Raw genomic sequence first — 24637 nt, 5'->3', positions numbered from 1 at the left:
ACATGAAATTAGTTTTATGTCAAACTATTATTTGCATATACAGATATAATTTTCTTACTAAAATACAAATAATAATTATTCATTTTTATTATATTTTAATTAAAAAATATGATATAATCCACTGTATAGAATAACTTAATTTTTAAAGAGGTAATTTTAATGAAAATAGCTATTATTGGAGCTCCTGACTCTGTTGAAAAAATATACAGTATACTTTCTTCTGAATATAAAGAAGTAAGTTTTTTTAAATATCCAAAAGAAAAAATTGAAGAAATGATTCCTCTTATTCAAAAATTAGAAAATGATGTAGATGGGATATATCTTACAGGAATTGGAATTTATTCATCTCTTAATCTTAAAACTGATCTTTCTAACAAAGCTATTGTTTATACTAAAAGAGGTGAAATGGGAATAATCAAAGCTTTTTTATCTCTCCAAAAAGACTATGAATCCATAGATAATTTAAAAATAGGTATAGATCTTATTGAAGAAAAAATGCTAAAAGATGTCTTTGAAGAATATGAAATTCAAATAAAAAATTACTATCTTCAAAAATATGAATATTCTAAAACTGAAGAGGAATACCTTAAAAATTATCTTGAAAAATTAAAAACAAAAGAAATAGATTGTGTTATTACAGCTTTTGGATATATTTATTATTATTTAAAAAGACTTAATCTTCCAGTTTATAGGCTACAAGCAACCAACACCGAAATAAAATTAGAATTTAAAAAACTTGAATTAATAGCAAAAATAGAAGAACTTAAAAAAACAGGTATTGGGGTTCAAATAATTAAACTTATTAAAAAAAATATTTCTGAACTTACTCAAAAGACTTTACAAAATAAAAATAGTTTTGAAACTCAACTATTAGAATATGCTAAAGAAATTCAAGGAAATATACAATTTCTTGGAAATGAAGAATATTATATTTTAGCTAATAAAGGTCTTTTATTAGATGAAGACACTTTAAAAATAATTACTACTCTTATCAAAAATACTACTAAAAAAGATTTTTATGCAGGAATTGGGATTGGTGAAGGACAAACTATTTTACAAGCTGAAGCTAATGGAAGAAAAGCCTTAAAAATAAGCCTTTCAAAAAATAAAAATGAAATATACTTTTACGATGGAAAAAATGTTTCTGGCCCTTTATTGACAGAAAATATGCTTCAATATAGTGATTCTGTCAATAAAGATATTTTTGAACTTTCAAAAAAAATAGGTATTAGTTCTACTTATTTAGAAAAATTAAAATCTATTATAAAGAAATATGGTAAAAATACTTTTTCCAGTAAAGAACTTGCTGAAATATTTGAAATTAGTGAAAGAAGTGTCAATCGTTTATTAAAAAAAATCATTGAAAATGGCTATGGAGAAGAGGCTGAATTTGAAAATACTCCTGGTGCTGGCAGACCTCGGAGAAAAATAAAATTTAATTTTTAAAAGTATAAATTTGAAAGTAATTGTTCTTAATAAAAACAATTACTTTTTTTATTGAAAAAAATACATTGACAAATATTAAAAAAAATTGTATAAACTATTTAACTAAAAAATTAAAGACATATTAAAGACAAGTCTTTAATATCTAAGGGAGGATTTTATGACACAAGGAAATGTTAAAAGCACCAAAATGACAACTTTTATTAAAACTGTAGAAAGAGTTGGAAATAAATTACCTGACCCATTTATTTTATTTGGAATATTTGCTGTTTTCACTTTAATTATATCTCTTATCTTATCAAAAATTGGAGTAGAAGCCTCTTTTATGGAAAAAGGTGCAAAAACTCTTACCATAGTAAAAATTGAAAATTTACTCACTTTTAATAAGTTAAGACAAGTTGTTTCTGATTTTCCTACTACTTATGTTAATTTTCCATCTTTAAAACTTGTTCTTATCATGATGATGGCTATTGGAGTAGTTGAAGAAACTGGCTTCTTTGACTCTGTAATGAGAAAATATCTATTAAAAGCTCCTAAAGGTGTAGTAACAGCTGTATTTATTTTTGCATGTGTTAATGCTAATGTTATGTCAGATGCTGGGGTTATTCTTACACTTACATTAGGAGGAGTGGTATTTGCTTCAATTGGAAGAAGCCCTATCCTTGGAATAATGCTTGGATATGCAGCTTGTAATGGTGGATATTGTGCTAGTCTTTTAGTAGCTGGAGCAGATGCACTTGTAGCTGGTATCACTGAACAAGTAGCTGTAGATGCTGGTTTTCATTTAGATATCAATCCTTTATGTAACTATTACTTTATGGCAGCTGCTACAATAGTTCTCACTGTAGTTCTTACAATATTTACTGAGAAATTTATAATGAAACTTTTTCCAGAAGAAGAAACTGCAGATGATTCTATGTTAAAGAAATATGAACTTACTGATTTAGAAAATAGAGGATTAAAATTTGGAATGTATGGTTTTATTTCTTTTGTAGTTATTATGCTTATTTTAACACTTCCATCAAATGCATTTTTCAGAAATGCTGCTGGAGGATTTTTACCTAAATCACCACTACTTTCATCTATTGTTGTTATATTATTCTTCCTATTCCTTTTCATAGGTGTGAGCTATGGAATAGGAATTAAAAAAATAGCTAGTGGAAAGGATGTTTCTAGGCTTCTTCAAGCTGGTGCAAAAAAATCTGCACCATTGATGGTTACTTTTCTTACTTGTGCCTTATTTATGGACCTTTTAAATAAAAGTAACATTTTAAGAATAATCGCTATAAAAATGGCTGAACTTATTAAAGCTGCGAATGTAGGTCCTTTATTTCTTCTTGTTTTAGTAATTATCCTTACTGCTATGATGAATCCATTTATGACTTCTGCATCTACAAAATGGATATTATTAGCCCCAATGGTAGTTCCTGTATTTGGAATGATTGGAGTTAACCCTGCTTATGCACAGCTTGCTTATAGAATTGGAGATTCAGCAACTAACATAATCTCACCTTTGCATCCAGCAATAACTGTTATCATTGGTCTTATGGCTCAATATAATTCTGAAAAGGAAAAGAAAACAGGAAGAAAAATAGAAGAAGCTGGTTTTGGAACTATCTTCTCCTTAACTCTTCCTTATTCTATAGTTATTCTTGTAACTCTTACTGTTCTTATGGTTATTTGGTATGTTTTAAGATTACCTATTGGTTTAGGTGTTTCTACATTTATATAATACTTACTAAAAAATTTAAAATACTATATAATTAAAAAGGAGATAAAATGGAAAATTCAAATCACATGATTTATGCTAACCATCCTTTACTTTGGTTAATTTGCTCAATTGGAATTATCATAGTTTTAATCCAATCTGCCCTAATTATTAAAAAGTCTATTCAAGCTGGAAAAGATATGGGAATTCCTAAGGAAAGAATGAATAAAGGAATAAAAACAGCTGCAATTGCAAGTATTGGCCCTGCTCTTGGTGTTGTTGGAAGTCTTTTAGCCCTTCTTGTCACAATGGGATCTCCTGTTTCAGCTCTTAGACTTAGCGTTATTGGAGGTTCTAATTTTGAAGCTATGGCTGCTAATTTTGGTGCTCAAGCAATGGGTTCAGAACTCTCTACTCATATGACACCTCTTGTATTCACAAATGCTCTTTGGGCAATGGCATTAGGATCTATGGGATGGATTATATTTGTTTTTCTTTTTGCACATAAGATGGATAGAGTAAATGGACTTCTTACTAGTGGAAGAAAAGCTCTTCTTCCTGCTGTAGGTCTTGGAGCTATGCTTGGTTCTTTTGCTTATTTCAACATAGGAAATTATCTAAAAGTTACTACAAATCCAAATATTACTTTATCTGCTGTGTCTGGGCTTATTATAATGATTATTTGTTTGAAAGCAGGAGAAAAATTTAATTGGTTAAAAGAATGGGCTTTAACTATTGCAATGTTTGGTGGAGCTATAATAGCTACAATAGCATTTTAAAACTATAAGTAACTAGGAGGAAATTTAAGTGAGTATTTATGATAACTATATTGAAAGTATAACAAAAATTGGTAGATCAACAATGGTTTTAGGTTTAGTAGCAACTTTACTTCCACCTTTAGTAATGACATTTTATTTTGGTTTTAATCCTGGAATTGCGGCTATAATGGCTGGAGCTATTTCTCAAATATCTGTTTCTGGTGCTTTTTATTTCAGTGAACCAATCAGCTACTATCCTATAGTTGGTAGAGCTGGACTTTATATGGGATTTTTATCAGGAAATCTTGTCAATATGAGAATCCCTGCTGCAATAGCTTCACAAGAAGCTGCTGAATATGAATCAGGTACTGAAGAAGGAGCTATTATGGGAACTATTGGTATTGGAGTTTCTATTTGGATAGGAATAGTATTTTTACTTCTTTCTGTTTTTGCTGGACAAACTCTTTTATCAAAATTACCTGTTTCTTTTATGACTATGCTTAGTCTAATTATTCCAGCATTATTTGGAGGAGTTTTTGCACAATTTGCTATAAAATCTCCCAAAACTGCAATATTTGCTCTAATAGTATCTTTTATCATGACAAAATTAGTAGCTCTTATTCCAGGAAATCCATCATTTATAGTAACATTGGTATCTGTTTTTTCAACAATAACTTTTGCTAAAAAACTAATGGATAAAGAACTTTCTAAAAAATCTGTAAAATAAGGAGAATAAAATGAATAAAAAAAGAATGATAGAAAATTTCTTAGAAATGATAAAAATACACTCTCCTTCTAATAATGAAAGAGTATATGCTGAATATTTAATAAAACTTTTAAAAGAACTTGGTGGAGAAATCTATTTAGACAATGGATATAAAAATTATGGAGGAAATGCTCCTGTTATTTTTGCAAAATTTCAAGGAAACTTACCTGAAAAAGGAGTAACTTTAGCTGCTCATATGGATGTAATAGAACCATCCTCAAATGTAAAACCTAGAATAGAAAATAATATAATAAAAACTGATGGTACTACTACTTTAGGTGGAGATGACAAGGCGGGAATAGCTAGCATTATTGAAGTTCTAAGAACCATTAAAGAAAATAAATTAAATCATAGAGATATTTTTGTATTATTAACTCCTTGTGAAGAAGCTGGTATGCTTGGTGCTAAAAATATTGATTGGTCCTCTGTCCCTGCCACTATGAAACCAGCTACAAATATGCTTGTTATAGATAATGCTGGTAAGGCTGGACTCATTGCTCATACTGCCCCTAGTAAATATGGAATCACTTTTACATTTACTGGAAAAAAAGCTCATGCTGGAATAGAACCTGAAAAAGGAATTAATGCTGTATGTATGGCTGCTCATGCTATATCTAATATGAAAATAGGACGTATTGATGAATTTACTACTTCTAATATAGGAAGTATCAAATCTAATTTTCCAACTAATGTAGTTTCTGATTACTGCATATTTACTGCTGAATTAAGAGGCCATTCTGAAGAAAAGATTATTGAAATGTTAAATAATTATGAAGAAGCATGTAAAAATGCCTCTATTTTATTTGGTGGAAAGTATACTATGGAAAAAAGTCATGATTATCCTGCTCTCAAACCAAAAGATGATTTGAAATTTGCTAAAGAATTTGCTAAAATTTATGAAGAGATTGGTATTCACTCAGAACTAAAAATAATTGGTGGTGGATCTGACAGCAATATTCTAGCAAAAGAAGGTTTCAATTCTATAATCATTGGTGTTGGAATGTATGATGTTCATACTGTTAATGAATATCTTGTTACTGATGATTTATTTAAAACTACAGAGGCTATTTTAAAGTATATCACAAAATAAAGCCTCAGAGGAGAAGAGAGTCATTATGAATAAAAACGAATTGAAGGAAAGAGTACTTGCAGCAATTGAAGAAAACAAAGATACAATCATAGCAGTAGGTAGAAAAATATATTCAAATCCTGAATTTGGGTATAAAGAATTTGAAACAACAAAAACTGTAAGTGATTTTTTTAAAAATGAATTAGGATTAGAGGTTGAAGAAAAAATAGCTTATACAGGATGCAGAGCTAGAATAAATGAAGATAAAGATGGACCTAAAGTAGCTATTCTTGGAGAATTAGATGGAATCTCTTGTTCAGAACATCCAGATGCTAACAGTATTGGTGCTTCTCATACTTGTGGTCACAATGTACAGATAGCTGGAATGCTTGGAGCAGCAGTAGGTCTTATTAAATCAGGGGTTTTTAAAGAACTTGATGGTAAAATTGATTTTATAGCAACTCCTGCTGAAGAGTTTATAGAACTTGCTTATAGAAGTAAATTAAAAGCTGAAGGACATATCAAATATTTTGGTGGAAAACAGGAGCTTATTAGAAAAGGTGCCTTTGATGATGTAGATATGAGTATAATGTTCCATGTTCTTGATACTGGAGATAAAAAAGTACTTGTAGGACCTGAAAGTAATGGATTTATAGGAAAAGAAATTAAATTTATTGGTAAAGAATCTCATGCAGGTTCTGCTCCATACGAAGGTATAAATGCTTTGAATGCAGCTATGCTTGCAATCAATAATGTAAATGCTCAAAGAGAAACTTTCAAAGAAGCTGACAGAGTAAGATTCCATCCTATTATCACAAAAGGTGGAGATATTGTAAATGTAGTTCCTGCTGATGTAAGAATGGAGTCATATGTAAGGGCCAGAACAATAGATAGTATGATAGATGCTAATAAAAAAGTTAACAGAGCACTTATTGCTGGAGCTATGGCTGTTGGAGCTGAAATAGAAATAACTGAACTTCCTGGATATCTTCCTATTTTAAAACATGATAATATGGAAAAAGTATTAAGAGAAAATCTTCATTATATTGGACTTACTGATGAAGATATTATAGATGGTGGAGATTTCACTGGATCATTTGATTTTGGAGATGTATCTCATATTATTCCTACACTTCATCCAATGTTTGGTGGAGTACAGGGTGCTCTTCATACTAGAGGATATTCTATAGTAGATGAAGAATATGCTTACCTTGCCCCTGCTAAATCTATGGCTCTTACAGTAGTGGATCTTTTATTTAATGGAGCTGAAACAGGAAAAGAAATTCTTAAAGACTTTAAACCAGTTATGACTAAAGAAGAATACCTTGCTTTCATGGAATCTAATGATAAAACTATAAAAGCATAATTTTTTAAATAATAAAAATGAGGATAATCATAATAAGTATGATCTACCCTCATTTTTTATTTTTCCATATTTCTGCACATTTCAATAAAAGACATAGCTGAAGAACTCAAATATTTATTTTTGTGATAAATAATATTAAATTTTCTCACAAACTTAATATTATTTATTTTTACTCTGGAAACTATTTTTTTATCAAGTTCTTCTTTTACAAGATAGAATGGTAATACTGCAATTCCTATATTTTGCTGAACAGCAATTACTAAAGCCCTTGTACTGATACTTTCCCATAATGGTTCTATCGTTATTCCTCTAGAAAAAAGTATACTGTCAAACAACTCTCTTGTTCCACTTCCTCTCTCTCTTAAAAGAAAATTCTGATTCTTTATTTCTTCCAGTGAAACTGTTTCTTTTTCTGCTAAAGGATTTTTAGGACTACATATTATAACAAGTTTATCATCTAAAATCGGATCACTTATAATATTTTCAGAATGAATTATTCCATCAATTATAGCAAGATCCAATTCATTTGTAAGCAATTTATTTTCTATAATTTTTGAGTTTTCTATATAAACATTGATTTTGACCTCTGGACATATTTCGGCAAATTTCTCTACATATTTTGGCATAAAATATGTTCCTGTTGCTATAGTAGCTCCTATTTTTAAATTACTCATTGAATCATAACACTTTAACTCTTTCTCCATTTCATCAAAAAGAGATGTTATATGAGAAGCATAACTTAAAAATTTTTTTCCTGGTTCAGTAATATAAAGTCTCTTAGATATTCTGTCAAAAAGTTTTATTCCATAATATTCTTCCAATTCTTTTATAGCAAGACTTGCTGCTGGCTGAGCTATAAAAAGTTCTTTTGCAGCCATAGTTACATTATTGTACTTACAAACTGCTAAAAATATTTTTATATGTCTTAATGTCATAAATAATCCTCCTATCATATAAAAAAAATTATATACTTTATAATATTATATTATTTTTTTTATAATTAAACAAGTTATATAATAAGTATATAAAATAAAAAGAAAAAATTACTAAAAAACTGGAGGTAAATTATGGAAAACTTAAATTTAGAAAAAAAGAGCTATTGGAAACTTTTCACAACCATGCTTTACCTTAGTGCATTTACATTTGGAGGCGGATTTGTTATTGTTTCTCTTATGAGAAAAAAATTTGTGAAAGAATATCACTGGATAGAAGAAAAGGAAATATTGAATCTCATAGCTATTGCTCAATCATCTCCTGGTTCACTATCTATTAACATATCTATCTTGGTTGGATATAAATTGGCAGGTATCCCTGGTGCATTGATCTCTGTAACAGCTACAGCGCTTCCACCTCTTATTACATTGTCAATAATTTCATTTTTTTACATATCATTTAAAGATAATGTAACTGTAAATGCTCTAATGAAAGGTATGCAAGCTGCTATTGCAGCAATAATTTTTGATGTTACCTTCTCATTAGCTAAAGATGTAGTGAAAAGAAAAGAACTAATTTTTAGTTTAATGACAATAGCAGTATTTGTAGCAGTTTATTTCTTTGAAATAAACATTATCTTTATAGTTTTAGTTTGTGGATTCGTTGGTGCTGTTTCTAGCAGTTACAAATTTAAAACTCAACACATTTAATAAAGAGGTGATAATTTATGTTATATTTAAATTTATTTATAAGTTTTTTCAAGATAGGATTATTTAGTATTGGGGGAGGATATGCAGCTATGCCACTTATTAAATCTCAGGTAGTTGACCTTCACCAATGGCTTACATTAAAAGAATTCACTGATATTATAACTATTGCTGAAATGACTCCAGGATCTGTATCTTTAAATTGCGCTACGTTTGTAGGAATACAAATAGCTGGAATAAAAGGTGCTTTAGTTGCTACTCTTGGATGTATTACACCATCTTTTATTGTAGTTATGATATTTACATATCTTTATTTTAAATATGGGGACCTTAAAGTCATTAAAGGTATATTAAGAGGTTTACGTCCTGCAGTTGTAGGTCTTATCGCTTCTGCTGGAACTACTATAGCTCTTATAGCTTTCTTTGGAGATAAAATAAATATAAAAGAAAATCATATAAATTATATTTCAGTTGCAATTTTTCTAAGTGCTATAATAGCACTTAGAAAATTTAAAGTAAATCCAATTTGTGTTATGCTTGCATCTGGAATTTGTGGAATAGGAATATATGAATTCTTAGTATAAGAGAAAATGCTGAAAGAAATTACTTTCAGCATTTTTTCATAAATTTAAACCAGTTTTTATATTCATCTTTGTGAATACTGTCTTTTAAAAAGACAAAATTAAATTCTCTTTCTGCATGGAAGTTTTTTAAATTTATAATTGAAAGCTCTTTATTCTCAACTTCCTTTTCAACTGCTGTTTTATATATAAAAGTTATTCCTCTCTCTTCTTTTACCATCTCTTTTATTACTTTTATATTTTCTATTTCATATTTTTTATTGAAATCATTGATAGATAAATTATTATCATAAAGTATCTTTTCAAAAATATCTCTGCTTCCTGACCCTTTTTCTCTGACTATTATTCTTTCTCCCAGAAGTTCCTCAAATGTAAATTCTCCTTGAGAAAATCTGCTTTTATTAGAACACACAGCAACAAATTCTTCCTTTGAAAAAAGAAATGAATCATATTTTGTTTTCTCAAAAAAACCTTCTACTAAAAGAAAATCAATATCTCCATTTTCTAATTTTTCAAGAAGTAATTTAGTATCTTTTACTGAAATAGAAACACTAATTTCTGGATAATCACGAGAAAGTTTTTTTAATACTCTTGGAATTAGGTATTCACCAATTGTAAGAGTTGCTCCAAAATTTAAAGTATGAATATTTGAAGATAGATTCAACACTTTTTCCTTTATTTTTTCTGAATCAGAGTTCATAGCAATCAAATATCTATACAGCAGTTTTCCATATGCTGTCAATGATAAAGTTCTTCCTGAATACAGAAACAATTTATTCTTATAAAATTCCTCTAAAAATTTTATATGCTGGGTTACAGCTGGCTGAGTCATATGAAGATTTTCAGCAGTTTTAGTATAACTTAATGTTTTACACAATTCTAAAAATGTATAAATTCTAAAATCAAGCATTCTACCCTTCCTTTCTTCCCTCTTTTGAATATCTTTATATTTATAATATGTTAATTAAAATCCTCTGATTAATATTGTAAGTATTATAGCTATTGCGAATAAAAGTAATATTCCCCCAATTGTAGAAAGGAGACTCAATCCTATTTTTGTTCCCATTGGTTTATCTGTAAGGAAAGTATTTCTTATAAAATAAATATTAGCCACTGCAAATACAGCTCCTAAAGCTCCTCCTTTTATTAAAAAGAAAAAAGAAGGAATTATAAAGAAATAAGCTATTTTAGAATAATTTTCCATCACTTTTATTTTTTCAGTTTTATCAACAACTATCATTGGAGAATTAAAAAAATTATCTGATATTTTAACTTCTCTTTCTATTCCATTATCATCAAGAAGCTTTGTTTTTCCCCATTTTAATTTAACTGGATTCCCTTTATATTTAAGTGTGCTCTTTAATCCAGATATTTCCCAAGTGATTCCATTATCCACAAAGTGTGGGTGTTTCACTTTAAATTCCATATCTATTCCCCCTGTATAAAATATTTTATGTAAAAATTATTACTTAACTGCAAGTACCTAATTTATATAGACTTTCTTTCATAATATGAACTTTTTTTTCTGGAAGAAGTATTGTTAATCTATCTCCTGCTTCTATTCTGGTATTTCCCTTAGGAATTATTTCATGTTCATTTCTTACAATAGCTACTACCAGAACATCTTCTGCCCACTTTATTTCACATATTCTTTTTCCATCTAATTCTGATTCTCCTGTAACAGGAATAGCTATAATGGTTTTCTTACTGTCTTCCAATTTTTCATGAGGAACATCTTTTGCCATTCTTTCATAAAGAATCTCATAAATAGGTTCTAATCCCATCAAATCTGTTATATAATATGCTACCACAGAAACAGTTACAAGTGCAAGTAAATGATCAAAATTTCCTGTCATTTCCAATATAAGAACTGCTCCAGTAATAGGTGCTCTTACTACTGCTACAAAGTATCCAGCCATACCCAATACCATATAATGTGGTATGAATTCTGGTCCAACTTCTAATATATTAACCAATAGGATTCCATATATTTTTCCTAATATAGCTCCTAATACAAGCATTGGAAGAAATATACCTCCAGCAAAACCTGTTGCATATGATAAAGCTGTAAATAATAATTTCACAACAAATATAACCATAAGTAATTGTACAGTTCTATTTCCTCCAGCCATCTCTTCTACTAGTTCATGTCCACCACCAGTTACTTCTGGCAAAATGAAACATAAAATAAATGAAGTTGTCATAACAAAAGAAACTTTTGTCCATCTTGGCAGTTTAGCCCCTTTATAGATATCCTGAACTTTTATTAATGTCATTGTAAATATTTTTCCAAAGCAGGCAATAATTATACCAAATAAAATAAATAATCCAAATTGGAAATAAGGATTTATATCTTTAGGATAATTTACACTTAAATTAAAAGCTGTCTGCATACCAAACATTCTTCTTCCAACAAAATCAGAAGCTATACTTGCTAAGAATGTACATATTAGAAGTTTTGATGATATGAACTTATGTAGTTCTTCCAGACTGAACATAACCCCTGCCAGAGGTGCTCCAAAAGCTCCTGCCAATCCTGCACTTGCTCCACTTGTTACAAGATATTTTTTTTCAACAGAGTCTCTTTTAAATATTTTAGTAGCCCCATATCCAATATAAGAACCTAATTGTACAGATGGTCCTTCTCTTCCTAAAGAAAGTCCACATCCTATTCCAAATAGTCCCCCAACAAACTTTGCAACTAATTCCTGAAACCATTTTACATAATCAAGCTGTCTTAATATTATCCCTTTTACTTGTGGAATTCCACTTCCAGATGTTTTGGGATATTTTTTTGCAATCAGATCTACAAATAGTCCAACAACAATAAATCCTATCCATACCATCATAAGAAACATAGGACTTGACATATCCTCATGACTAAAGATGCTTTCTCTTATATGATTAGCATATCCTAATCCCCATCTGTAAATAGAAACAATAAGACCTGTCAGTGCTCCTACTCCCAAACAGAGCATATACAATTTTCCACTTCCTTTTTGCAGTAATTTTAAATTATCTTCTGCAGTCTTTTCAGAATTCATAATGAAATCCTCCATAATATATTAATTTTCTTTTTTATTCTATCTCTTTTTCCAATATAATACAATAACTTTTTAAATTTTTTGAAAAACTATGATTTTCCATTAATTTTAATTTGCAATTATTAAAATTTTATAAATAAAATAAAAACTAGTTCATCAGAAATACATATTTCAGCCTTTCTTTTGAACTAGATTTTATTTTATCTTACTTTATTTAAAATATAATTCCTAGTACCCTTTTATTAATTCAGGGTTAATAGTTTTAAATGTTCCAGTAAAGAATCTTAATACTTTTGGCTCATAATCCCATTTCAATCCACTGATGTCCTTTCTTTTGTTATATAGATCAATAACTGCATCAGCTACAAAATCTAAGTGTGCATATGTATATACTCTTCTTGGTATAGTCAATCTAATTGTTTCTAATTTAGGGTGATGATCTTTTCCTGTTATTACATCCCTTCCTGCTGATATGATTCCTCTTTCCATTGTTCTTACTCCTGATGTTTCATACAATGCTGCTGCTAGTGATTGCGCTGGGAATTCATCCTGTGTTAAATGATCTAAAAATGCTCTTGCATCTACAAATATTGCATGTCCTCCAAATGGTTTTACCATTGGCACTCCTGCTGCTTCTAATTTCTCTCCAAGATATCTAATTTGATTTACTCTATAACTGATATATTCATATTGAACTGATTCTGTTATACCTATTGCCATTGCTTCCATATCTCTTCCTGCAAGTCCTCCATATGAAGGCATTCCTTCAAATTGAACTACCATTCCTGTTGCTCTTACATACATATCATGGTCATTCATACATAGGAATCCTCCAATATTAGTTATACAGTCCTTTTTACCAGACATTGTACATCCATCTCCATATGAGAACATTTCATGAACTATTTCTTTTATAGTTTTATCTTGATATCCTTCTTCCCTATCTTTAATGAAATAAGCATTCTCAACACATCTAGTAGCATCAAACATAACCATTATTCCATTTTTGTGAGCTAATTCAGATACAGCTTTGATATTAGCCATTGATACTGGCTGTCCTCCAGCTAGGTTAACTGTTACTGCAAGACAGATGTAAGGTATTTTGTCTGCTCCAACTTCATCTATCAATGCTTGGAATTTTTTAAGATCTACATTTCCTTTGAATGGCAAATCAGCTGCTGGATCATGCGCTTCATCTATGATAACATCTCTAAATGTAGCTCCATTCCTTTCCTGATGAAATCTAGTTGTTGTAAAGTACATATTTCCTGGTACATAATCTCCTGGTTTAATCATTAAAGTAGATAAAATATTTTCTGCTCCTCTACCTTGATGTGTAGGAACTATGTATTTAAATCCAAAATATTCTCTTACTACTGCCTGTAGATGATAAAAATTCTTACTTCCAGCATATGCCTCATCTCCAAGCATAAGTCCAGCCCATTGTCTGTCACTCATTGCATTAGTTCCTGAGTCAGTTAAAAGATCTATATAACAATCTTCTGATCTCAATAAGAAAGTATTATATCCAGCTTCTTTTATTGCAGCTTTTCTTTCTTCTTTATCTAAAGTTCCCATGTGTTCTACCATTTTGATTTTAAAAGGTTCTGGCATAAATTTTCTTTTTTCCATAATATTTTCCTCCTCATTTAATGTAAGATATTTTGTTCTATATAAAATTTTTAAATTACTTTCTGTATTTCTTCAATAGTTTCTATTTTTTTAATCTTTTTATTCATAAAATTTACTTCATAATCTTTTAATGATTCTATTGCCTGCCCTGATAATGGTATTATTGCCATCATATTAAAGACTGTCATAAGTCCTACTCCTAAATCTCCTAGTTCCCATACAAATGTATATTGTGCAAGTCCTCCTGCAAAAAGCATTCCTAGTGCAAATATTTTATACAAGTTCTGTGATTTCCAGTTATCTCCAAAAACATAAGCTACATTCCCTCTTGCATAGAACATTATTCCAAGGAAAGTACTGAAACTGAATAAGAACAATATTACTGCTATGAATATGACTCCTGCCTGTCCTATGTGATGATTCATTGCTGCTTGTAAAAGATCCATTCCCATTAGTCCTTTTGTTACACTTTCAGGTGCAAGAAGCATTATGAAAGCTGAACAGCTGCATATTAACAATGTATCTATAAATACTCCTAAAGCTTGAATTAATCCCTGTTTAACTGGATGAGCAACATCTGCTGCTGCTGCCGCACATGGAGCTGACCCTGAACCAGCTTCATTAGAAAACAATCCTCTTTTTACTCCCTGCATCAATATAGCTCCAAATCCTCCTGCTACTGCCTGTCTAAACCCAAAAGCCTGTACAAATATATTTTCAAACATTTGAGGTAAAAGCCCTATATTCTTTATTATTATAAACAATGTTACTGAGAAATACAGTATTGCCATTGCTGGAACTACTTTATTAAGTACATCTACTATCCCTTCATTTTTAAACAATACAATTGCTGATATAACTACTAAAGCTATTGTTGTATATAATGGTGGAAAGTTGAAAGCATTTGCAAATGATTGACTTACTGAGTTAGCAATAACTTGACTTATTCCTGCCCAGCAAAGTAATCCAGAAAGTGCAAATAATACTCCTAAAAGTCTGAATCTAGTCCCTCTAGTATAATATTTTTTTCCATCTGCTGATACATACTTAGAAGTTCCTTTTATATTATCAACGAACTCATCTTCTTCTTTTATCCAAGTTATTATTCTCATTCTATCCATAAAGTATGCAGGTCCGCCTCTGAATCCTCCATATAATGGATCTTTCTCTTTATATATCTGAGCTAAAGTTGATTCTATAAATGCGCTTGAAGCACCTATTAATGCAGCCAGCCACATCCAGAATATTGCTCCAGGTCCACCAAAGGATATTGCTGCTACCACTCCAGCCAGATTTCCCATTCCTACTCTTGAAGCTGTAGCTATGAATAAGGCCTGCAGTCCAGATATAGAATCTTTATCTGTGGAGCTTTTAGGTTCCAACACACACTTTATCATTTCTGGAAACATTCTAAATGGGAGAAATTTTGTTCTCACTGTAAAGTATAACCCTATTGGGATAAGAATAACTACCAAAAGACTAAGCTCCACTATCGTTTCTCCAACATTTACTGTTATGAGCTTCCCCCATAGCAATCCATTTATTGAAAGCACCATATTTTTAATCGAGTTAATCAAACCTTCAAACATTAACGCACCTCCTGAACCATATATTTATATTTTTTTAAAAAATTTAAATTTATTTTCAAAGTCATTAAAATTAAGATGATATTTCTGATTCTCAATATTTTTATTATTCTTTCATTAAAGTTTCCTTCTTGATATAAGTTTAGTACAATTTTTAAACTTAAGCAACTAAAGCAAAACAAAACTGTTATATTACAACTCATTCAACTATTTGTTTTCTTAATTTCTAAAAACTTTTCCTTTCAATCTTTTTTAGACAGCAAATAATGTAAATTTTTTCTAATTTTATATTTTTTTATATTATATCTTTAAAACATATATATTTAAATTATTTAAAATTTCAAAAAATAAAAAATGACCTTCAGATAAAATAAATTATCTAAAGGTCAAAGAAGTCTTTTGTTATTATCCAAGATTTTTCTTAATCCAGTCTTTTCCTTCTACCATTCTTGTTACAAGCATAGCTGCCACTGTATCTCCAGTTGCATTTATCATTGTAGCAGGAGGGTCAACAAGGTATCCAATTGTTGCTATAATAGGAAATGCTTCTGGAGGGAATCCATACATAGTAACTATAAGCATCTCTCCAATAAGTCCTCCACCTGGAACTCCAGACATTACTACTCCTCCTACTATTGACAGAAGAATGGCACTGACATATGTTCCTGCTCCAGTAAATGGAACCCCAAATATACCAAAAAGAAATGAAATTTTAAGTATAGAACTAAATACAGTTCCATCCATGTGAGCAGTTGCTCCTATAGGAAGAACTATCTCTCTTATATCTTTAGGAACCCCAATTTTTCCAGCTGCTTCCAAGTTAACTGGAAGAGTAGCTATACTACTTTGTGTAGCTAAAGAAGTTAAAGCTGGTGAAAGAAGATGTTTAAGTGATCTCAATCCCTCTTTTCCCCCTGCTATATAACCATAAACTGGAAACATAAAGATAAAATATGCAAAGCATAGAGGATAATAAATTATCATAGCTCTTGTATATGAACCTATAAGTTCTTTTCCATACTCTCCAACAAGTGAAGCAAAGTAAGCTCCTAATCCAATTGGTGCATAGTACATCAATAAGTTGATCATTTTTAGAAATACTTCTGCTAAAGCATCTAGTCCATCAGCTATTTTTCTTCCCTTTTCTCCAACCATATTTACGCACAATCCAAAAACTATTGAGAAAAGAATCAATGGAAGCATATTCTTTCTTGAAATAAGTTCAGGAAAGTCTGTAACAGTTATAGCTTTTACTATCTGATCTCCAGTTTGGAAAGGTTTTAATGCCTCTGCTGCTGAAATGTTAAGATTTACTCCTTGAGCTGGAGGAAAAATATTTACTATAATCAATATTATTATTGCTGCTACAAATCCTGTTGAAACGAATACAAGTATCAAGTTCTTAAGAATACTTTTCAATCTTGTCATATCACTCATACTAGAAATCGAACTACTGATAGTCACCATTACCAATGGGACAACTATTGTAAACATTCCATTGATAAATAAATCTCCAAAAGGTTTAAATACTTTTGCTCTTTCTCCCATTACAGTTCCAATGATACTTCCTAAAATTATCGCTCCTATTAAAATAATAGAAAAACGATAGGCTTCCCATACACTTTTTTTCTTGTTCAACTCTGCCATTTTAACACCTCACTGTTTTTATTTAGAATTTAAATTCTTCCTGTTTAGGGAATAATCCCAAAAATCCACCTGTATGTATGAATAAAATATTTTTACAATCTTTTAGATTACCTTTTTTAACTTCATTATAGAACCCATACATTGTTTTTCCAGTATATACAGGGTCTAATATTATTCCTTCTTCTCTTCCTAGCTTTACTATAAACTCCAGTTCTTCTGGCCTGCTGAGAGCATATCCTCTTCCAACATAACCATCTATTATACACATTTCATCTTTAGAAAATTCTAATTTTTCTTCAAGATATTTTAGACTTTCATTCACTATATCCTTTACCTTATTCTTAAAAAATTCTGCATCATCACAGACGTTTACTCCTACAACTTTTTTACCTAGTCCAAGTAGCTTATTTCCTAAGAACAATCCTCCATAAGTTCCTCCTGAACCTACAGCTGAAAGAATTGTATCAAAAGTTATTCCAAGTCCTTTTTCCTGTTCTTCTATCTCTTTCATACATTTTAAATATCCAAATGTTCCTATTCCATTTGATGCTCCTTCTGGAATTATATATGCCTTATGTCCAGCAACATCAGATTCAGCTTTTATCTTCTCCATTATTTCTTGTCTTTTTTCACTATATTCCTCTGAAGTAATTATTCTCACATCTGCTCCTAACAGTTTATCTACAAAATAATTTCCTTCCATAGCTGGTTCTTCATTTGATCTAAGCACCAATATAGCTCTCAGTCCTAATCTTGCAGCAACAGCTGCTGTAGCTCTTGCGTGATTAGACTGTATTCCTCCACATGTTATAAAAGTGTCACACCCTTGATCTAACCCTTCTTTTGTAGAAAATTCCAGCTTTCTAACTTTATTTCCTGAAATTTCACATCCTGTAAAATCATCTCTTTTGATGTAGATGTTTTTTCCAAGTTCTTTGGAAAGTCTTTCTAATTTTTCAATTCTTGTAGGAAGATTAGCTAAACTTATTAATGCTGGCATTTTTAACATTTTTATTCCTCCTAGTTTCCTTTTATTTTAAAAACTCCCCATGACATATAGTTTCAGCTTTTCCAGACATAGTTATTTCATAGTCTTCTCCTATCTCTATGAAAAGTTCTCCTCCTTCTGCCAGAAGTTTTATTTTATCTTTTTTTATTTTCCCCAGTTTATGTGCAAGAGCTGCTGTAGCACAACAGCCTGTTCCACATCCAAGCGTTCTTCCAGCTCCTCGCTCCCATGTTTTTATCATAATTGTATCATCTGCTGTCACTTTAGCAAAATTTACATTTGTTTTTTCAGGAAAAATATCTGCTTTTTCCATAAGGCTTCCTGTTTCATTTACATCATACTCATCAAAGTTTTCTACAAAGATAGTTGCATGAGGAACTCCCATAAGAACACTTGAAAATATTACTTTCTTATTTCCTATCATTATTTCTTCTTCTAAAATATTTTCTTTTTCAATAGTACATGGAATATTTTTCCCTTTAAAATCAACTTTTTCCATATTTACTTTAAGGTATTCTATAGCTCCTAATGCCCCTATGTCAAGCTTTATATATTTTATACCTGCGTCTGTTTCCACTGAAAATTCATTCTTTTTTACAATTTCATTATCATATACAAATTTAGCAAAGCATCTTATTCCATTGCCACACATTTCTCCTCTAGAGCCATCTGAATTATAGTAATTCATTTTTATATCTGCTTTCATACTTTCTTCACAGAACATAAGTCCATCAGCACCTATTCCAAAATGTCTGTCACATACTTTTTTAGCTGTTTCATTCCAATTTAAAGATTTTTCTATCATCCCATTCATAAGAATAAAATCATTTCCTGCTGCCTGCATTTTTGAAAATTTCATTCTCTCCTCCTTTCAGTTTCCACAGTTTTGAAAATGTAAAAATTGGTAATCTAATTTATGATCTTTATTCTGTTATTCCTCAAACTTTCATCATCTTATATTACCAATTTAAATTTACTTATTTTTTATATTTAATATCCTATTATATGAGCTATTATTACTGCTATAGCCCCAATTGATAACCAGATTCCCATCAAAGGTCCCATCCATTTTACCCATTTTTCATATGGTATTTTAGCTATAGCTAAGTAACTCATTAATCCACTTGCTGTTGGATTTATATAGTTTGTAAATCCATCTCCATATTGAAATGCCAGTACTGTTGTTTGTCTTGAAATTCCTAATAAATCTCCTAAAGGAGCCATTATAGGCATTGTTGTTGCTGCTTGTCCAGAACCTGATGGAATAAATACATTTGTAAATATTTGAGTTATATACATCAATACTACTGATATATATCCTGGAAGATGAGAAATAGCTTGTGATAATGAATGCAATATCGAATCTATTACCTGACCTTGCTGAAGAACTACTAAAACTGCATTTGCTATTCCAATAGATAAAGCCCCAAACAAAACACCCTTAGCTCCCTCTATGAAATTTTCAGCAGCCTTACTTGGTCCTATGCCACATACAAAACTTGAAGTTAGTCCCATCAATAAAAAGACACTTATCAATTCATCTGTTCCCCATTCATATTTCAACACTCCATAAATAATAGTTCCAAATCCTAGAAAAAATATTCCTAAAACTATTCTTTGAGCTTTTGTAAGCTGTGGAAGAGCATCAAAGTCGATACTAAAATTATCACTTTTTTCTAAATCTCTTACTACACTACTCTCTGGATTAGCTTTTACTTTATGAGCATATCTTATAATATATGCACAAGTCACAACATATAAGATTACATATACTACAACTCTATATCCCATCCCTGAATATATAGGAAGCTGTGATACCTGCTGTGCTACTCCAACAGTAAAAGGATTTACAAATCCTCCAACAAATCCAACTCCTGCTCCAAGAGCTACTATTGACATTCCAACCATAGCATCAAATCCCAACGCTCTTGCCATTACTATTCCTAAAGGAACAAAAGCAATAGCTTCTGTATTCATACCTATTGTAACTCCTCCAATAGAAAATACAAATACTGCTATTGGTATAAGAAGCATACTCTTATTTTTTAGAAGAAGAGCTATTCTTGCTATTCCACCTTCTATAGCACCTGTTTTCTGCATCATATTAAATGAACCACACACTAAGAAAGTAAAAAATACTATTCCTGCTGAGTTTTTCAAACCTTTAACAAATGCTGTAAAAAGATTAGGTTGAGTCATTGAAAAAAACATTACTGGAGTGTTTTCTACATATTTAAAGGTTGTTGGATCTATAATGTTTCTTCCTGATGTTGGATCTAAAACTCTTTGATATACCCCTGCTGGCACTAGATAAGTAGCTATAAAAGCTAATAATACTATACATGAAATTATTACATATGTATGTGGTATTTTCATTCCTTCAAAATATTTCCTTCTTTTTACTTCAGACATTCCTGTCATTTCTGGCATTTATTTCCTCCCAAGAATTTTATTTTTTATTGAAAGCTGAATAAATATTTAACAACTGCATTTCTACTCCTACAAGAAGTGCATCCTCATCAATATCAAATAGTCCATTATGTGCAGGAGCATCTATACCTTTTTCTTTATTTGCTACACCTAAAGTAAAGAATGCTCCAGGAATATTTTCTATAAAATATGCAAAATCTTCTACTCCCATATTTGCAGTTTTCTTTTCAAAAATATTATCTTCTCCTAAAAGTTCCACAGCATTTTCTTTTACTATATCTACTTGCTTATCATGATTTATAAGAGCAGTATATCCTTCTTCTCTTACAAACTCTCCACTTCCTCCAAAAGCTTTTGGTACATTAATAACTATTTCTTCTATCTTTCCTAACATAGTTTTTCTAACTTCTGGGTTTAATGTTCTTAAAGTTCCTACTAATTGAACCTTATCTGCTATTATATTTCCCTGTGTTCCTCCATGAATTGTTCCAATAGTAACAACTCCACTTTCTCTGGCATCTATATTTCTGCTCACTATAGATTGAAGTGCTACCATTACATGAGAAGCAGCCAATATTGCATCTACTCCTCCACTTGGATAAGCCCCATGACAAGATTTTCCATATATATTTATTTTAAGAGTATCTGATGAAGCATTCATTGCTCCATACTTTATTCCAATGTGCCCTGTTGGAAGATATTCATCTACATGAAGTCCAAACACACAATTAACATTCTCAAGAGCCCCTTCCTGTATCATTGGTTTTGCTCCTCCTACTGTTTCTTCAGCAGGCTGGAATAAAAATCTTATATTACATGGTGGAACTATTTTATTAGCAGAAAAATATTTTGCAACTCCTAATGCAATAGTTGTATGAGCATCATGCCCACAAGCATGACATTTTCCTTCATTAATTGAAGCATAAGAAGTATTTTTTTTATCTATTATAGGCAATGCATCAATATCAGCTCTCAAAGCTATTGTATAACCTTGGTCTTCTCCTTTTATTTCAGCTATTACCCCAGTTTTAAATACTTTATTTCTATATGATATTCCCATTTCTTGTAAATATTCACATATTTTTTCCATTGTTCTGAACTCTTCCTGCCCTAATTCAGGGTGCTTATGAAAATCTCTTCTAACATTTATAAGCCATTCTTTTTCTTTTTCAACATTTTCTTTCATTGTATTGATATTCATTATTCCTCCAAATTTTAGGAACTATTTATTCCTTAATGATTTTACCAATTTATTCACTTTTGTTCTATCAATCAAAATAAATAATTTTTTGTTCACTATTTTTTAGATTATCACTTAATTTTTATAAAATATTTTTCTAAATAATTCATTTTTTTAGAATATACTATTTTGTAAAAAAAATTTTATAGTTCTATCAACACATCATTTCTAATTAAATCTTCATAGCTTTCTCTTTTTATTGATAAAGTACTTTTTCCATCTTTTACAAATACTACTGCTGGTCTAGGAGCTTTATTATAATTATTTGACATTGAGTGTCCATAAGCTCCTGTAGTAGCTACTAACACTAAATCACCAGTTTCTGCTTTTGCAAGTTTTCCATCTTTTATTATTAAATCTCCTGATTCACAACATTTTCCAGCTACTGTTACTATTTCTTCTGCTGAAGCATCTGCTTTATTTGCTACAATAGCTTCATATTCAGCCTGATATAATGCTGGTCTTATGTTATCAGTCATTCCTCCATCTATGAATATATATTTTACTCCACCATATGTAGTTTTTGTTCCTCCAACTGTATATAAAGTACTTCCAGCATTGGCTACTATACTTCTTCCAGGTTCGATAGATACTTTTTTAATTTTCAATTTTTCAGCTTCTATGCTTTTTTCTAAATGTTCTATCATAGATCTCATAAATTGCTCTATATCTATCGCAGTATCTTTTTCTGTATAATATACTCCAAATCCTCCTCCAAGATTTATTTCTGGTATATATATACCTAAAGCTTCAGAGATTTTCTTAGTTTCTTTTACCATTGATTCAATCCCTTCATGAAATGCTTTTGTATCAAATATTTGAGAACCTATATGACAATGGAACCCTAAAAATTCCATATTTTCATCTTTTACTATCTTTTCTACTATTTCAGTTATTCTCTCATCAAATATTGATTCTCCAAACTTTGATGAATGTTTAGAAGTTTTTATATATTCATGTGTATGAGCATCTATTCCAATATTTATTCTCATCATTACTTTAACTTTTTTATTTTTTTCTTTACAAATTTTTGATAATCTTTCTATCTCTTCTTCATTATCTATTACAATACTTCCTATTTCATAGTCCAGACACATTTCTAATTCCTCATTAGTTTTATTATTTCCATGCATATGTACTTTTTTCATTGGAAGTCCGCTTGCTTTTATAGCATATAGTTCCCCTCCAGATACAGCATCTATATCTATATCATACTTTCCAACCAACTGACATATAGCTTTTGACAAAAATGCTTTGGAAGCATAAACTATTGATGTATCAAATTTAGTGCTTTTAAAATTATTTTTATATTTTATTATATTTTCTTCTATAAGAGCTTGATCCATAATGTATAGAGGTGTTCCATATTTTGCTGCTAATTCAGTAACTTTTACTCCCCCTATCATCAGTACCCTATTTTCTACTTTCATAGTACCAAACAATTTCATTTTTCCCTCCTGAATTTAAGTTTTTCCAAGTTGTATCCTAAATTATTTATTGTGTTCTTTTCTTTTTTGAAAAGTATATCTGACATATTGTTGAACCTAAAAGTATGCCTACAGCTATTGCCCCTGCTACTATAAAGGTTTGGATTCCTTTTTGTACTGTCATTTGCATATCATTTTTTATAAGTCCATACATGGTATAATAAACACCACTTCCTGGAACTAAGGGTATAAACCCCCCTATAAGAAATGTTATTGCAGGAGATTTTAATTTTCTAGCCATTACTTCTGAATATATTGTCATCGATAAAGAAGCTGCTAAAAATGCTATTGCTTCTGATAGATTTACTTTTAATGAGATTAAATAGAAAAACCACCCTATTCCTCCACTTATTCCTGCAAAGAACAGTTTTCTTCTATTCAAGCCGAAAAGTATTCCAAATCCCAAAGTCGCAGTTATCGCGGCAGCTATTTGAATAATCATCCTTCCCCCTATAAATCATAGAAAAATAGAAAGTATCATCCCTGACCCTGAAGCTAGTGCTATTCCTGTAGTTACAGCTTCCACTCCTCTTGATATCCCTGAAACAAAATCTCCAGCTATAATATCTCTTATTGAATTTGTAAAAGATATTCCAGGAACAAGGAGCATTAAGGCAGATATTATAGAAATAGATATATCCTCTATAAAGTTAAACTTAAAAAATGTCAATGAAATTATTGCTGCAATTACTCCTCCAATAAAATTGACAAAGAAATTATTTAATTTCAAATCTTTTATAAGTTCATCTGTACATGCAAGAACAAAGGTAGAAATAAGAGCTACAACACTATCTCTTATCCCTCCTCTGAAAAGTATGGCAAATGCACTTCCAACAAGAACATTCCCCAATACTTTTTTCTTAAAGCCCATTTTATTTTCAGCTTCTATTTCCATTATTTTTTCTTTGACTTCTGCTATCTTATATTCATCAAGATTTCTTGCTATATGATTCAATCTATCTACTTTATCTAAATTTAAAGTTCTCGAATCTATCCTATCTACCTTTGAATATCTCTTTCCATCAAAAGAATCTATTGAAGTGATTATAGTATTTAAAGTAGCAAAGCTATTAGCTTTTATTCCATAGTGTTCACAAGTTCTCCTTATAGTTTCTTCTGTTCTATAAGTTTCTCCTCCATTTTGTAGTATCAATCTCCCCATATAACATGCTACAAAAAGAACACTATTTTCTTCTATCTTTTCTTTTAAAATACTATTTTTTTTATTCAT

The 24637-nt window shown here is 30.3% G+C and carries 22 protein-coding genes; 8 read left to right on the top strand and 14 right to left on the bottom strand.

Annotation, left to right across the window (positions count from 1 at the left end; all coding sequences use genetic code 11):
• Positions 1 to 159 precede the first annotated feature (159 nt).
• The 6 genes from E0E45_RS03610 to E0E45_RS03585 all read left to right on the top strand — a co-directional run bounded on the left by E0E45_RS03610 (position 160) and on the right by E0E45_RS03585 (position 7110).
• Positions 160 to 1446, top strand: a complete 1287-nt coding sequence (locus tag E0E45_RS03610; RefSeq protein ID WP_130889902.1) for an HTH domain-containing protein — start codon at positions 160 to 162, stop codon at positions 1444 to 1446.
• 157 nt (positions 1447 to 1603) lie between these two features.
• Complete coding sequence (locus E0E45_RS03605) at positions 1604 to 3175, top strand: AbgT family transporter (RefSeq protein WP_130889901.1); 1572 nt, start codon at positions 1604 to 1606, stop codon at positions 3173 to 3175.
• Positions 3176 to 3222: 47 nt separating this feature from the next.
• The gene (locus E0E45_RS03600; RefSeq protein WP_130889900.1) at positions 3223 to 3930 is read left to right on the top strand and encodes a DUF5058 family protein; all 708 of its coding nucleotides are present in this window, start codon (positions 3223 to 3225) and stop codon (positions 3928 to 3930) included.
• A gap of 28 nt (positions 3931 to 3958) precedes the next feature.
• A complete protein-coding gene (locus E0E45_RS03595; RefSeq protein ID WP_130889899.1) occupies positions 3959 to 4636 on the top strand; it encodes a hypothetical protein in 678 nt (225 codons plus the stop codon).
• Between the two features lie 10 nt (positions 4637 to 4646).
• Positions 4647 to 5765, top strand: a complete 1119-nt coding sequence (locus tag E0E45_RS03590) for a M20/M25/M40 family metallo-hydrolase (RefSeq protein WP_130889898.1) — start codon at positions 4647 to 4649, stop codon at positions 5763 to 5765.
• A gap of 25 nt (positions 5766 to 5790) precedes the next feature.
• Entirely contained in the window at positions 5791 to 7110 is a 1320-nt protein-coding gene (locus E0E45_RS03585; RefSeq protein ID WP_130889897.1) for a M20 family metallopeptidase, read from the top strand.
• Positions 7111 to 7166: 56 nt separating this feature from the next.
• Here the strand turns inward: E0E45_RS03585 and E0E45_RS03580 are convergent, their stop codons facing one another.
• The gene (locus tag E0E45_RS03580; RefSeq protein WP_130889896.1) at positions 7167 to 8045 is read right to left on the bottom strand and encodes a LysR family transcriptional regulator; all 879 of its coding nucleotides are present in this window, start codon (positions 8043 to 8045) and stop codon (positions 7167 to 7169) included.
• A gap of 132 nt (positions 8046 to 8177) precedes the next feature.
• On the opposite strand from E0E45_RS03580, the gene E0E45_RS03575 reads away from it, so the two are divergent.
• The gene (locus E0E45_RS03575) at positions 8178 to 8753 is read left to right on the top strand and encodes a chromate transporter (protein ID WP_130889895.1); all 576 of its coding nucleotides are present in this window, start codon (positions 8178 to 8180) and stop codon (positions 8751 to 8753) included.
• 17 nt (positions 8754 to 8770) lie between these two features.
• The gene (locus E0E45_RS03570) at positions 8771 to 9334 is read left to right on the top strand and encodes a chromate transporter (protein ID WP_130889894.1); all 564 of its coding nucleotides are present in this window, start codon (positions 8771 to 8773) and stop codon (positions 9332 to 9334) included.
• Positions 9335 to 9359: 25 nt separating this feature from the next.
• On the opposite strand, the gene E0E45_RS03565 is transcribed toward E0E45_RS03570, so the two are convergent.
• The 13 genes from E0E45_RS03565 to E0E45_RS03505 all read right to left on the bottom strand — a co-directional run bounded on the left by E0E45_RS03565 (position 9360) and on the right by E0E45_RS03505 (position 24637).
• Complete coding sequence (locus tag E0E45_RS03565; RefSeq protein WP_130889893.1) at positions 9360 to 10241, bottom strand: LysR family transcriptional regulator; 882 nt, start codon at positions 10239 to 10241, stop codon at positions 9360 to 9362.
• Positions 10242 to 10295: 54 nt separating this feature from the next.
• Complete coding sequence (locus E0E45_RS03560; RefSeq protein ID WP_130889892.1) at positions 10296 to 10757, bottom strand: hypothetical protein; 462 nt, start codon at positions 10755 to 10757, stop codon at positions 10296 to 10298.
• Positions 10758 to 10800: 43 nt separating this feature from the next.
• Positions 10801 to 12375: a ClC family H(+)/Cl(-) exchange transporter gene (locus tag E0E45_RS03555; protein ID WP_130889891.1), complete on the bottom strand. Its 1575-nt coding sequence runs from the start codon at positions 12373 to 12375 to the stop codon at positions 10801 to 10803.
• A 228-nt stretch (positions 12376 to 12603) separates the two neighbouring features.
• Entirely contained in the window at positions 12604 to 14007 is a 1404-nt protein-coding gene (locus E0E45_RS03550; protein ID WP_130889890.1) for a tyrosine phenol-lyase, read from the bottom strand.
• 50 nt (positions 14008 to 14057) lie between these two features.
• Positions 14058 to 15596 carry an alanine/glycine:cation symporter family protein gene (locus E0E45_RS03545; RefSeq protein WP_130889889.1) on the bottom strand — a complete coding sequence of 513 codons (1539 nt, stop codon included), beginning with the start codon at positions 15594 to 15596 and terminating at the stop codon, positions 14058 to 14060.
• Between the two features lie 402 nt (positions 15597 to 15998).
• Positions 15999 to 17240 (bottom strand): dicarboxylate/amino acid:cation symporter, encoded by a 1242-nt coding sequence (locus E0E45_RS03540; RefSeq protein ID WP_130889888.1) that lies wholly within the window; start codon positions 17238 to 17240, stop codon positions 15999 to 16001.
• Positions 17241 to 17262: 22 nt separating this feature from the next.
• The gene (locus E0E45_RS03535) at positions 17263 to 18249 is read right to left on the bottom strand and encodes a D-cysteine desulfhydrase family protein (protein WP_130889887.1); all 987 of its coding nucleotides are present in this window, start codon (positions 18247 to 18249) and stop codon (positions 17263 to 17265) included.
• 22 nt (positions 18250 to 18271) lie between these two features.
• The gene (dapF, locus tag E0E45_RS03530; protein WP_130889886.1) at positions 18272 to 19108 is read right to left on the bottom strand and encodes a diaminopimelate epimerase; all 837 of its coding nucleotides are present in this window, start codon (positions 19106 to 19108) and stop codon (positions 18272 to 18274) included.
• A 131-nt stretch (positions 19109 to 19239) separates the two neighbouring features.
• On the bottom strand, positions 19240 to 20679 hold the full coding sequence (locus tag E0E45_RS03525; RefSeq protein ID WP_130889885.1) for a YfcC family protein: 1440 nt from the start codon (positions 20677 to 20679) through the stop codon (positions 19240 to 19242).
• 19 nt (positions 20680 to 20698) lie between these two features.
• Positions 20699 to 21880: a M20 metallopeptidase family protein gene (locus E0E45_RS03520; RefSeq protein WP_130889884.1), complete on the bottom strand. Its 1182-nt coding sequence runs from the start codon at positions 21878 to 21880 to the stop codon at positions 20699 to 20701.
• Between the two features lie 182 nt (positions 21881 to 22062).
• Positions 22063 to 23367, bottom strand: coding sequence for a diaminopimelate decarboxylase (lysA, locus tag E0E45_RS03515; protein WP_130889883.1), 1305 nt, complete (start codon positions 23365 to 23367; stop codon positions 22063 to 22065).
• Positions 23368 to 23413: 46 nt separating this feature from the next.
• Entirely contained in the window at positions 23414 to 23848 is a 435-nt protein-coding gene (locus E0E45_RS03510; RefSeq protein ID WP_008695718.1) for a threonine/serine exporter family protein, read from the bottom strand.
• 15 nt (positions 23849 to 23863) lie between these two features.
• Positions 23864 to 24637: a threonine/serine ThrE exporter family protein gene (locus E0E45_RS03505; protein ID WP_130889882.1), complete on the bottom strand. Its 774-nt coding sequence runs from the start codon at positions 24635 to 24637 to the stop codon at positions 23864 to 23866.

Origin of the sequence: Fusobacterium ulcerans ATCC 49185, assembly GCF_900683735.1 — a bacterium.
Classification (GTDB): domain Bacteria; phylum Fusobacteriota; class Fusobacteriia; order Fusobacteriales; family Fusobacteriaceae; genus Fusobacterium_A; species Fusobacterium_A ulcerans_A.
Note: the sequence above shows the minus strand (reverse complement) of the source record. Positions and strands in the feature narration are given on the sequence as shown.